The organism is Paenibacillus beijingensis (assembly GCF_000961095.1).
GTDB lineage: Bacteria > Bacillota > Bacilli > Paenibacillales > Paenibacillaceae > Paenibacillus_O > Paenibacillus_O beijingensis.
On the sequence record NZ_CP011058.1, the window covers coordinates 1434447 to 1447366 of the forward strand.

Here is a 12920-nt window from a genome sequence, read left to right on the forward strand (position 1 = left end):
TAACACATAAGATGAGCACAAATCGGCGCAAAAAAAGAAGCGGGATTTTACCCGCTCCACGGATGTACGAAGCTTCATTCTGGTGCTTATTTTTTACCGGCATATTCCTTCGTCGCGGTATCCAGCATGGATTTCCAATCCGCAAAATCCGTCTCTCTTGCAACATGGCGATCCAAAAATTCGTCCGGTATGTTATTGATATCTTCTTGTGTCTTGACTTGAAAGCTGCCTTTTTCTAAAAACGCTTCAAAGCTTTTAAAGCTGGAATGCTTACTCATGAACAATTCATTAAACAACTCATCGAATGAAACATGATTCGGATCTTCTTGAACCGTTTTCTCGCCTTGCAAGTCCTTCAGCAGTTCGTCAAATGACATTGGTTTATGCTTTCTCAGAATACCACCCCTAGATTCAGTTTTATCCATATCCATTCAGATTACCTTGTCGATAAACGCGTTTTCGAGCCACTGATCAAGGAGGTTTCAGGTGCCCTGCTTGTCTGATTTGTCGCCTTTAGGATTACCGGAAGCTTCGGCTCCATCCTGATTTTTCGTGCCTTTGCTTTTATAAGGTTTAGGCGCGCTTCTTTTTCTGTTAGCACTTGCTTGCCATCGGTTCCAGCCCTTTTTATCTGTTCCCCTGCCTGTTCCGCCTTTACCCTTAGATTTAGCCAAGTAATCACTCCATTTTTCGTTGTCGTTAACTTCTGTATTCTCAGCCACTCTAACTTTAACGATCCTGCAGATTAATTCATAAGGCAGCGGCTTTTCGATAGGAAATTGTACTGACTGAAAGTTGGATAAAATCCGATATGATTTTGATAAGCAGCAAAATGCACCAGATTTCCATGCAGCGCAAAAGTAGGCATTTGATAACTTATCTTTCCCTTTGCGTCTGTTGCCGACTCCTTTTCTTAACGTTTGAAGTATTTCCTGAACCTCGGGAGAAAATGTTGAAATATATTCATCAATGGATTCATAATTGATTTTATTTCCTTCCATGATTTCTCCTTCCAAAGGATGGGCATTTACTCACTCTCGAGGCGGCTGATAACAGCCATCCTTTTTATTTTATCATGAAGACCCTATCCAGTGCTTATTTAAATGATTTCTTTTTGACCGTGGAATCCTTCAGCGTCGATCGGAACAACTCGTCAAGCAACTGATCCTGGCCGCCGTCAGCAGCGTGCATACCTGATGCTGTTCGCTCGTAGTAGGCCATTCGTTCCTCTAAAAATTCGTTGATCGGATTGATCTTCGGTTCGTAATCCATTTCGTCGCCTGCTTTTTTACGGGTTAGCAAATCGAGAATAATCGCCTTAAGCTCACTTCCCTCCGGAACCAAATCATCGACAAGCCGATCAAATTCAATTGGAGGCATCGCGTTGTGCTTCTCGATCCACTCACATGCCAAGATTGGACGCAGAACATAGAAGTATTTCTTGATTTTTACTTGTTCACCCTGCAGGTACTCCCGATAGTTCCCCTTCGCCATGTGCAGATAGTGATACATGCATGACCTTGGGGAGAAAGTGTATGGAGAAATGCGGCGGATTTGCTCTGCTGTCGAATAGTTCTCCAAATATACAATCGGGGACTGAAGCCACTCCAGCAGCGGCGGATTCGATTTGCGGAACAAGTTCAAGGCTTTTCTTAAGTCCCAGCCACTGATGTCCAGCATGTCGCTGATCGGCCGTTCGATCACATCTCGTTTCTCGAAAATCGATAAATACCATTCTTCCGGTCTAATATAGATAAATCTGACGTCGTAGTCGCTGTCCTTTGACGGGAAACCCCATGCGCGGCTGCCCGATTCGCAAGCATACAAAATCCGAACATTTTCTTCCTTTTCGATTCGTTCTAACTCTGCTATGATTTGTCGTCTAACATCGGACATGCGGGTCTCCCCCTTGGACATAGAATTAGCAAGAGACCATGGATTCAGCGCCCATGGCCAATTCTTACGGTTGATGGTCTAAACTTATCCCATCTACCCGCTCCACCGGCGACGAATAGCCGCCGCTCGATGCGCTCACGTTATTTGCTTGCTTCCTTTTTCTCACCAATGAGAGAACTCAACCGCTCCAACAGGTCCCCGCCACCCGTTAAAGAGATGGATCCAATTTTCTCACATATTTTCTCCAGGAATTCCAGCTCCTTCAGACGGAATAACGTCTGATTCTCGTCCATCAGCTTCGCGGTATTAAGCAAACTTCGGGTCGAGGCCGTTTCTTCCCGACGAGTGATTAGATTCGCCTGGGCCTTCTTCTCCGCAAGCAGGACGGTGTTTAGAATATCTTTCATTTCCCCCGGTAAAATGACATCCTTAACCCCCGCACTCAGGAACTGTACTCCGAATTCATCACCCTCCTCACGTAAACGGGACAGGATGAACGACGCTACGTCCTCTTTTCGTTTCAAAAGATCGTCCAATTTAAGAGTTCCGACATATTCCCGAAGCATGAGCTGAAGCTGGATATGAATTTGCTCGTCGAACGATTTCATTTCTAACGCACGTAATGGCTTTACGATCTTGTATTGGCAGACGAAGTTCAACCGCAGCGTGACTTTGTCTTCCGTCATGATTTCTTGGCCGATGAGATCCATTTGCTGCTGTCTTAAATCAATGGACTTAATCATAACCGAAACGGGGCCCTTCCAGAAGTAGTACTTTCCAGGAGAAAGCTCTCGTTGTAAAACATGATCGAAAAATAAAAATCCGGATTCGTAACTCGCGATTTCACAGGACTGCACATGGGCTGTAAGCTTCGGTATAATCGAACGGTCTACCTCGGCAGGCAATTCAGGTTTTCTGATATCCGAATGTAAAAAGGTATGTTTTTTGAGTATGTTCCAGTAGGCGTAGACACCAGGCTTAAGCAGTTGTACGAATTGACCGTCCTCATAATGCAGTACGTATTCATGGTCTTGTACTCGCATGATATCGAGCTCTCGCACAAGGTCTTCATCATGAAGGAACAACTGCAAATCTTTGCCCTCTACAACGAACGGATTCGCGATATTCAACACGACAACTGTGGTTTGTGACCACAATAAATAGTGATAGGTCCCCGGAATAAGCTTTTTCACATAACTTCCTTTATGAAAGAGTAAACCGCGCTGGTCAGCTTGAATGGTTACTTTTTTAAACATATTTGTTACCCCCTTAATGGTTCGACCATTGGATGTAGAATCCCGCTGCGGTTCCGGCGGAATCTCGTTTTAGATAAGCGATCTGCCCGTGATTTTTAAGGACATTTGATTCAGGAGGATGACCCTGCTTCAGCCATCCTTCTTCCTCTTCCATCCTAAAAAGCCTCCCGGAGTTTCGCTCCATCGGTATCCACAGATTGCAAGGCCTTTCCTGCAGTGCGCTCAAACTAGCCGCTAGGGATTCTATCCTTTGGTCTTTGTTCAAGTTTTCGCTCGATTGAAAGTCGAGTATTCTACCAGAATCGCTCCCTAGGCGATTGGGGAATCGAACCCCAAATAGTGGCTTTTACCGATCCGATCGTACAGGATACCGTAACCTAACAGGCACGGCACTGCGGGATAAACGGATATCCCCGCCTCGTTACGACCGTCCGAATAAGAACCCATGTATGATGAAACGCCATTAGCGTTTACCACCTAACACTTGCGTCTTACAGGTTCTATAATCGCTCATTTCAATCGGAACGAACATGGCAAAAGTATTACGACTACCCATAAAGTTTCCATTTCATCCAAATCCCTCCCCTGTTAGAATAGAAAAAGACGTTTTATTGAACGGGGGGATTACGATGGCCAAGGAAAGCTTTGATAAAGAAATCCAGTTCCTGCGCATGCTCGTGCTGACAAGCGGCGCATTTAGCAGACAGCAGTTCGCAGAGCGATTGGGCATTTCCGTCCACACCTTTGACAAAACGATCCGGCGGCTCAAAGAAGTCGTAAACTCCATGCACCAGCATTTACAGCAGGAACAGAGCAAGGAATTTTCCGAGACCCTTCGGTTCAGCTATTATGACTCCACCGATCCTCTGCTGCTGTTTCTGTTTCGAGCCAAATCCGTAAAAGAATCCGAAAGTCAAAGAATGTCGCTGCTGCTCGGGGCGATGAACGAGCAGGCTTTGACGGCAATGGAGCTGTTGGATCTGTGCTGCAGCAGTCTGTCATCCGACCTTGCGCTGCCGGACGAGAAGACGATCCGGTCGGACCTTAAGTACTTGGAAGCGGTTGGCGTCATCAGGAGGGAACCAGGACCTCGCCCCTACCGGTATCGCATTCATAACGACTTGGTCCGGAGCTTATCCGATGAGGAACTTATGGATTTATATGATTTTGTGGATGTGATGGCGAACACACAGGTGCCTTCCGTTCAAGGCTATCTGCTGCGCGATGGACTCAAGAAGCATCTTTTGCGCAATCAAGTCGAGCAGCACGCCGTCGAGCCCTTTTTATATAAGTATCACTATTACTCGCGGATTTTGGATGAGGCGCACCTGTTCACGCTGCTTCATGCCATCCGTCACCGCCGCAAGGTCCGTTTTCTCTACTTTTCTCCGAAGTCCGAAAAAAGCTACGCCTCCAAAAACACCAATCCCTTATTTGAACGGGATACGGAGGGCAAAGCCGAAAAAACGCTTCCGCTGAAGATTGTCTACGATCATCAATATGGACGATGGTATTTGCTTTCTTACGGCAGAGAAGGAATCCGAAAATACCGCCTGGAAGGAATGACGCAAATCGAAGAAGATGAGCCTGCAGCGGAGGATTGGTTTGAGGAAAAGCAGAGCGAGCTTGCGGACAAAATACGTTACAGCTGGCTGATCGATACAGGCCGGCCGGTGACGGTGCGCGCACGATTTTACAATCCGGAGGGTTCCGAGCCCAACTTCGTGAAAGACCGGGTCATGCTGCAGGGACAATGGGGACAGATTGTGTCTGAAGATCATTATTCTTTTATCTATGAAATCACCGTAAACGGGACGACCGAGATCAAGCCGTGGTTGCGGAGTTTCGGTTCCAGCTGCGAGATTCTGGAGCCCATTCGGCTCCGCCAGGAAATGATTGCCGAATGGAAGGAGATTCAGTCCTACTATGAATCTGTTTGAGAAAATATTCAACCACCAGATCATCTCCCGCCTGGAGGATTCCGGCACCTTCATGATTACCTCGCATGAACGGGCGTGGCTGAAGACGATGCTGGAGCATCCCGCATCTGCTGACGCCTTTACTCCGGATACACTGGACAAACTGCGCGCAATCCTTGAGCCGGATGAGGTGATGGACACCTCCCGCCACTTGATTGAAAAAGCCCGCAGTATGGAAAAGCAGGTGTATCACCCGCTCCTGCGGCCTCTGCGCCGGCACATCATGAATAAGACTGGAATCCGTATCACTTACGAGATTAAGGGTGGCCGCGTTAACCGGGACCATTCGGGATTTTCGTACAAATTGGAATACTCGATGGTCAAGAGAGAATGGTATCTGCTCTGGTATCACCTCCGGTATCAGGCATTTATGAGCACGAGGCTCAAGAAAATACATGCTGTGACTTCAGAAACGATCAAACCGTCGACAGCAGATAGCATCATCAAGAAGACCGGCAGGATCCTGGAATCGCGTAAGAGTGAAGCGGTGATTGAAATCGTCCGCAAATATAACGAAGAGTTGTCTCGCATCCTGTATGCTTTCTCCAGCTTCGAAAAAGATGTGGAGTACGATGCGGAGAACGATTCCTATAGAATCAGGGTATGCCTTCTCGCGGACGAATTCGAGTATCTTCTCTCTAAGCTCCGTTTTCTGGGGAAACGAGTTCGCGTGGTGGAGGGCGATTATCTGAAAAGGCGGATGTTGGAAGCATCGACAAAGGCCTTGGAACGTTACGGGATCATTCCAGGCGATGAGGAATTGTCCTCATAACCTGTTCCGGTTCGTATACTGCTTGTGGAGGAGGCGGGCAGCTAAGCCCGCCTCCAATGTTATTCCTGTTCATCTTTCCATTCTTCGGGAGGTACGAAGTAAGCGTCGTACTCCTGCAATGCTTTTTTACTTAACCCGTTTTGCCATTCCCATAAGTGCAATAGATAATCTTCTCCCCTTCCCATCCTCCAGAATAGGCTGAAGGGATGGTGTTCAGGATAAACAATCCATTGCGGCAAAAAGAATTCCGGCGAATAACCTTCCTGTTCGTTTCGAACCTCCATCAGAATCTGGCCGAGCATATTACGTCCGGTTCCATCCCCATTATCGCCCCAGAAGGAATCGTTGGAGGTATGTTCGACCAAAAGACAATTGCCTGTAGACATCAAAATTTGTTTGACTTCTTCGTGCTGCTCCATTTTGTATCTCTCATTACTCATCCTACCCCTCCGTTAAGAACTCGAGTTATTTGGGGACAACCAGCCCGATAACAATCTCAATGATCATGACGAAGTCAATCATCTCAGATTCACATGGAATTTAATCTGATCCGAGAATATAAGGTTTCAGTATCGGTGCCAGCTGTTCGGCCATCCGATTGAAACCCAAATCGGTAGGATGAATGCCGTCAACCGTGCACTCGTTAAAATCAGCAGCTCCAAGCAAATGTTCGCCATCGTGAAAAAAAATTCTTTTATCTCCCTTCTCACGGAAGGCATTCACGGTTTCCATCTGAATCCTTTTTCTTTGAAGCCGCAGTTCGAGCAATTCACGATCGAACAACTCCTGCCCAAATCGGATTTGGGAAAGGACGACAATTGGCACATCAGGATGTTTGTTGCGGTAAATTAGAATGAATCCCGGCAAGGTCATTTGGAGCAATTCGGGGCTCACTGAGTTTGCTTCATAGTCAAGAACAAGAAGCGCCGGATTCGGGATTTCACTCACAATGTGTGCCATTTCCGCTTCGCCTTTACCGCTTCCGGAAAAACCTAAATTAATAAATTCAGCGTTAATCTTTCGGCTTAAAATGTTAGTATAAGCCATTCCCGGTCTTGAAGCGCATCCTCCCTGAGTAATCGAAGTGCCGTAGAATATAATCCGTTGGTTACGTTGATACGGCGGAGGCGATATAATGTCAGCATCCGGATCAATTCCGATCAGCACTTCTTCAACTCCTTGGTAAAGCGGGAAGTACAAAGTAATATTTTGAACACCCACAATAAGCTTTTCAAACATTGAAAATTCGTATTCTTGTTTCGTATGGTCGTACTTAGTCGTGCTGTAGTACATCTGCTTACCCGGCATTCCGATATAGCAGTCGAAGCCGCACTGTCCCGTAGCCGGCATATGGTTCATATTCGCCTTTCCGGTCAAACGCACCTTAACCGATAATCGGCTCGAATTCGTTTGAAAGCGGATTTGACCTCCAGCCGTGCAATTGGCAAGGTCATCAACAGCCGGTGGAATCGAAAAATTAGGAGTTAACGGTAATCTCCTGTATACACTCTCTTGTTTAAACCATGCTAATCCGGCAATATGAAACGGCAGCTCCTTCGGGGAATGCCAAACCAGTGCGATCGTTTCGGCTGCAGAGGAAATTTTGTTCGATTCACCCTTATCCATTAGATCATTCCTTCCGCGAATTAATCGGAATTTAAGAAATCCATCGGAATTTCCACTGCCGGCTTGCAAAATTGCCAACAGAGTGCAGAGTGCAAATTGCTTATTAAAGTTTTTCCATCCGACCCAATGAGTCGTATCCACAACCGAATAATCGGTGAATGTCCTATTTATTCCGTTATTTAGTTCTTATTTTCGTTGTTCCTTGGCGAAATATAGATCCAACAACCTGACGCTAAAAGCCAAATCAAACGTCAATCGGTTCTTCACCTCCGCCTGAATCGTCATCGATTCGGAGGTGTCTTTCTGAAGGCTCTCCAGCTTCTGCTTCGCGGCCGTAGCGATGCCGTGGTTGTATTCCCGATGTGGCTTCAAGACATTTAAAACGCTATTCAGATCCTGCTCCAGCCCCTTCGCGTCATTAGCGCTCATTCCCTGGAATGGAACGTAGATGTTATCGATTTTGCGGACCATATCTTCCACCATCACGGACAGCGGAAGTGTCGTCCGGTAATCTGGCATCACCGCCTCATTACGGTAAACGCCGAGTTTTAATTCACGATCATAACCGTTGCCGAACAGCGATTCGAATTCGAACAAAGCGGATCCATCCCCTCCCGCCATTACCGCTGCATTGATTTGACGTACGAGCTCCGTCTTTGTCAAATTGATAAAGGTACCGACACCGGACGTCACGAACGATTTACCTTGGGCAAGAAGGAGTGAATTTTTCAAATCCTGTACGACGACGACAGCGTCCGGAACATAGGACATATGAAACAGGTTGTCTATCAGATTATGCTCTACCCAATACTTGGTTTCCTGGGCGTGCGTCTTTGGAGCTTCGTCATAATTGGGCCATACAGCCGCTGTAATTTGTAAACCGTCTCTGATCACATGGGATTCGGCAACTACCCTCTCGATCCACGTATTAATGAAATCGGCCCGGAATTGAAGCCACTCATCCCAATGATCGTCTCCTGGATGCAGGTCAATCGGATCCACGCCGGCCTTCTTGATGAACAAACCGCGTGTATAGGTATCGTATCCGAAATCATTCGTGTAGTCTCCGGAGCCCGGATAACGGGCATAATCCAGATGCAGGGAAGCGACATCGTATCTGGTCAACAATTCCTTATAGATGGACGAAACAAAGTCTCTGGCTTCCGGCAGAGCGGGATTTAACCAGTACCATTTTGTACCATAGTCATCCAGTTCGAAATTATTCCCTTTTCTGTTCACCATGAGCCATTCGGGACGTTTCTCAACGACCGGTCCGCCAGTACCGAAAGCGAAGTTTTCCACCCAAGCATGAATCTCGATGCCCAGTTTCTCCCCTTCTTCAAGGTAAGCCTTCAACACGTCAAATCCTTCGTAAATCGGATTTAACTTGGTATAAGGGTTGTCGATGGGGAATATCGTGTAACCGTCCCACATCGATTCCAAATAAAGGGAATTGATGTTCGTCTCTTTCATTCTTTTCAGATGTTCCCGCACTTGTTCTATGTTCTTCTCTTTGGGACGAAGCCACAGGCCACGATTGTCGACTTTGCGTGACTCGAAATTCATAAAATAGGTATCCGATATATATTGATCCAATTCGTTCAACAGCTCGAATAACCCGTTCGTTACACCGCCCGAGAGCTCCGCTTTCGCCCGTTCATTGAGCGTTTTGGCAGCTGCGATTTTCTGCTCGATTTGCTCGTATGGAACATCCATGAACTTGCTCTTGGAATCTTGCAGCGCTTTTTCCGCATTCGCGATGCTGATATCGGCCTTGTCCAAATACGATTCCGGTGTGAAAATGATCAGCACTTGTTTATTCGCATGGTCGAACCTTACTTTGGCGCCCACCAAGGCGTTTTTCGTCAACCATTCGTTTTTCACCCCGTGACCGGACAGGACATAGCCGCCTTCGGGAATAAGGCTGTCGTTGCCTCCGTTTGAGATGATGAAGCCTTTGTCGTTCACAACCGCTTCGAAGCCCCAAGGGTTCGTTCCGGTGTGCGTACCGTAGTTGCGGTCATAGACGATCAACTGGTCCGCGCCCCGAAAGCCGGGAAAAGGTCCGCCTGCGGCATCGTCCCAGCCGGCTGGGTTGTCTTCTTTCACCTTCGGATTAAAAGCGTCGTAAGTGATTTTGCCTGCCGAATAGATCAGGCTGTTCGTAACCAACTCCACCGAGTCGCCAACCGCAACCTTTCCGTTCAATTGATTGTAGAAGGGACTTCCGGCTTGAATCGAGAGAACATAACCATCGGTTGGTATGGGAGAGTCGTTATTCAAATATTGTCCCGTACCAGGATCGTAAGTGATCGCTGTTACTCTCGTGACCTTGTCTTGGACGACGGTCAGTTCCATCCCCCACGGATTTTGTCCAGTCGAAGAACCATAGGAAGGCTGGTAAAGAATAACTTCATTAGCTCCGCGGGAAGCGTCTACTTTATCGATGCCGACAGTAATTCCGTTCACGGTAAAGTACTTGGACGGAAGCACCGGAATTTCAATGTTCCGCGTTTGTAACACATCACCGACATCCAGATCCCCGAGCGCGGCGGTAGACGTTCCGGAAGCAGACAGAACATATCCCGTCGTCGGAATGAACGTTCCTTTGGTGCCATTCTGATTTTTGACCACTACAACGCCGTCGGCCACGATATACTCCACAGTGTCTTCACTGAACGGAGGCGTCGTTTCACCATAGTTTCGTGTGTAGATTGCAAGTTGATCCTGACCACGTTCTTGATCGATCGCATTGACGGATAAACTCTTTCCGTCTTCAAGAACGATTTCCGGAACTCCCTCCGAATCTGCACCTGCCTGTCCAACCGCTCCCGTAAAAAAAAGTGTTATTCCCACCAGAATTAATAAGGCTTTGTTCCTCTTTTTCATTTTACGCCTCCTCTATTCCTGTAGACTATTGTTCATAGATTGTTCCTGAAAGTCTGACATGCTCTTCTCTTCGTCATCTCCTATATATTTGAATGCATTACCCATGTGTTAATTATAGTAACGTTTGTTTACAATGAAAAGATCTTTTTTTTTATTTTGATAAAAAAATATTTCCTCCTTTATTGGAATTGATAAGCTTCATTTCCCCTTCACACAGCAAATTTTGATGAGTCTTTTACTATAGAGATCGACACCCAAACCCATGGCCGCCACGTCTTCTTCGTAAGTGGAGATCGATCTAATCATCTAGGCGGAGCAGGCTTTGCCGGCTTACATACTGAAGAAATAATCCGATATATATTTTTTTATGGAAAAAAAATCTACTAGATGTTATGTTGTAGATAATCTGGATACGAGCCGGAATAAACGCTCACACAAATTTATTACAGGCGGCTGTTAAACGTAATGTTCGCGGGAGAACATCTATCCGGGGTAGTGCACCACATCTCATCCATTGGAGGAAATTGTTATGAAAAAAATGAAAGTTGCAGTAATCGGATGCGGCACTATAGCTAACAGTGCACACATCCCGGCATACATGGCCAACCCATGTGCGGAGATAAAATATTTTTGCGACATCATTAAAGAAAAGGCCCAAAAGGCTGTTAAGGAGTACGGATGCGGTGAAGCGATTCAAGATTATCATGACATCTTAAACGACCCTGAAATCGAAGCCGTGTCGATTTGCACACCAAATCATGTTCATGCATCAATCGCGATCGATTTTTTGAGTGCTGGCAAAAACGTATTATGCGAAAAACCGGCCGCAAGAACGTATTCCGAAGCGCTGGAAATGCAAAAGGTTCAGCACGAAACAGGGAAGGTACTGAATATCGGCGTTGTGAACCGCTTTAATACCGGTGTAAACATCATCAAGAAAATGATCGAAACCGGCGAGCTCGGCGAAATTTACCATGTATACGTAAGTTTCCGTGCGCAACGTTCTATTCCAGGGTTAGGAGGAGCATTCACTACGAAGTCAATCGCGGGCGGCGGCGTATTAATTGATTGGGGTGTTCATCTTCTTGATATCGTCATGTATTGTTCGGGCGATCCGCAACCCAAAACGGTCTCCGGACAGACATACAGCATGCTGGGACGGAATATGGAAAACTACTCATATTTGAATATGTGGGCAGGTCCTCCCGATTATTCCGGAACGTACGATGTTGATGACTTTGTAACGGCGATGATCAGAACCGAAGGACCGAGCATTACACTAAACGGCGCATGGGCTCAAAATATAGGCATCGAAGAGATGTATATCGATTTTTTGGGGGACAAGGCCGGAATAAGACTCCAATACGGAGCGGACTTCAAAATTTACAGCGCACAAAACGGCGCCTTGTTTGAAACCACTCCCAAGTTCAATATGGGAAATCATTTTCAAACCGAGATCGATAGCTTTATAGAGTGCATTAGATCAGGCGAAAAACTGCCGTCACACATTGATACGGTCGTTGTCACCGCGAAAATTATTCAGGCAATATATGATTCATCCGATGCAGGCGCAGAAATAACCCTAACAAGTCTGGAGGATAAATAAGATGGCTAAGATCGGTTTTATCGATTATTTCCTCGATGAATGGCATGCAGAAAAATATCCGGAATGGATTGAAAGTGCGACGGACGGCAAGATGAAAGTAACTTACGCTTACGGCAAGACCGATTCCACAACCGGGCTCAGCAACGCCGACTGGTGTGAAAAAAAACGCATACAGCTGCTCGATTCAATAGAGGCTGTTGTGGAACAAAGCGATTATTTGATCGTACTGTCACCCGATAATCCGGAGTTTCACGAAGAACTGTCCGCGCTTCCTCTACAATCGGGAAAACCCACATATATCGATAAAACGTTTGCTCCCGATAGAAAGACTGCGCTTCGTCTGTTCGAGTCAGCCAATCATCACGGAACGCCGATGTACTCAACCTCTGCTCTTCGGTTTGCAACTGAATACATTGAAACAGATAAGCAAGGCATTGAAACCATTTGCAGCGTCGGCCCAGGAAGTTTCAGCAATTATTCCATTCATCAAATTGAGCCGATCGTCTCGCTTATGGGAAGCGAGCCTAAGCGAGTCATGTATATCGGAACTCCCAAATCTCCCGCCCTGCTTATCGGATTCGCGGATGGAAGACAAGCCACGATCCATCATTTCGGATGGGAATGTCCTTTCAGTATGGTGTTAAACTATGATTCGGGCAACACGAAACTGTTAAAGCCCGAATCGGATTTCTTCGGTTTGTTTATTAAAAACTTGATCACGTTTTTTGAGACCGGCAAGCCTGTGGTCGACCCGTCCGAAACGATAGCAATAGCAACCCTGATTGAGTACGGGCATAAGGCTGCGAAAAATCCCTATCAATGGCTGGAGCTTCCATCTGAAACGGTATAGCTTGGCATTTCGCATTTTCAACTCCGATGGCGTGTCCACTTTCATT

The 12920-nt window shown here is 46.5% G+C and carries 11 protein-coding genes and 1 pseudogene; 4 read left to right on the forward strand and 8 right to left on the reverse strand.

Annotation, left to right across the window (positions count from 1 at the left end):
* Positions 1–86: 86 nt before the first annotated feature.
* From VN24_RS06520 to VN24_RS27650, 5 genes are all read right to left on the reverse strand, one after another.
* On the reverse strand, positions 87–377 hold the full coding sequence (locus tag VN24_RS06520) for a hypothetical protein (protein ID WP_045669734.1): 291 nt from the start codon (positions 375–377) through the stop codon (positions 87–89).
* A 105-nt stretch (positions 378–482) separates the two neighbouring features.
* Complete coding sequence (locus VN24_RS06525) at positions 483–674, reverse strand: DUF3934 family protein (RefSeq protein WP_045673043.1); 192 nt, start codon at positions 672–674, stop codon at positions 483–485.
* Positions 675–1095: 421 nt separating this feature from the next.
* A complete protein-coding gene (locus tag VN24_RS06530; RefSeq protein WP_045669735.1) occupies positions 1096–1896 on the reverse strand; it encodes a nucleotidyltransferase domain-containing protein in 801 nt (266 codons plus the stop codon).
* Positions 1897–2036: 140 nt separating this feature from the next.
* A complete protein-coding gene (locus tag VN24_RS06535) occupies positions 2037–3152 on the reverse strand; it encodes a slipin family protein (RefSeq protein ID WP_045669736.1) in 1116 nt (371 codons plus the stop codon).
* A gap of 13 nt (positions 3153–3165) precedes the next feature.
* Complete coding sequence (locus VN24_RS27650) at positions 3166–3306, reverse strand: hypothetical protein (protein WP_158453655.1); 141 nt, start codon at positions 3304–3306, stop codon at positions 3166–3168.
* Between the two features lie 475 nt (positions 3307–3781).
* Between VN24_RS27650 and VN24_RS06540 the strand changes: the two genes are divergently transcribed.
* Together VN24_RS06540 and VN24_RS06545 are read left to right on the forward strand one after the other, a co-directional pair.
* Entirely contained in the window at positions 3782–5092 is a 1311-nt protein-coding gene (locus VN24_RS06540) for a helix-turn-helix transcriptional regulator (RefSeq protein ID WP_045669737.1), read from the forward strand.
* Complete coding sequence (locus VN24_RS06545) at positions 5079–5903, forward strand: WYL domain-containing protein (protein ID WP_045669738.1); 825 nt, start codon at positions 5079–5081, stop codon at positions 5901–5903. Before VN24_RS06540 ends, VN24_RS06545 begins: the two co-directional genes overlap by 14 nt.
* A 266-nt stretch (positions 5904–6169) precedes the next feature.
* On the opposite strand, the pseudogene VN24_RS28570 reads toward VN24_RS06545, so the two are convergent.
* From VN24_RS28570 to VN24_RS06560, 3 genes and pseudogenes are all read right to left on the reverse strand, one after another.
* Positions 6170–6331, reverse strand: a pseudogene (locus tag VN24_RS28570) (NADAR domain-containing protein); the annotation flags it as partial.
* Between the two features lie 112 nt (positions 6332–6443).
* Positions 6444–7529: an SGNH/GDSL hydrolase family protein gene (locus VN24_RS06555; protein ID WP_045669739.1), complete on the reverse strand. Its 1086-nt coding sequence runs from the start codon at positions 7527–7529 to the stop codon at positions 6444–6446.
* A 186-nt stretch (positions 7530–7715) separates the two neighbouring features.
* The gene (locus tag VN24_RS06560; protein ID WP_052702821.1) at positions 7716–10418 is read right to left on the reverse strand and encodes a glycoside hydrolase family 10-like protein; all 2703 of its coding nucleotides are present in this window, start codon (positions 10416–10418) and stop codon (positions 7716–7718) included.
* Between the two features lie 529 nt (positions 10419–10947).
* On the opposite strand from VN24_RS06560, the gene VN24_RS06565 reads away from it, so the two are divergent.
* Entirely contained in the window at positions 10948–12024 is a 1077-nt protein-coding gene (locus tag VN24_RS06565) for a Gfo/Idh/MocA family protein (RefSeq protein WP_045669740.1), read from the forward strand.
* Position 12025: 1 nt separating this feature from the next.
* Complete coding sequence (locus VN24_RS06570; RefSeq protein WP_045669741.1) at positions 12026–12874, forward strand: Gfo/Idh/MocA family oxidoreductase; 849 nt, start codon at positions 12026–12028, stop codon at positions 12872–12874.
* Positions 12875–12920: the final 46 nt, after the last annotated feature.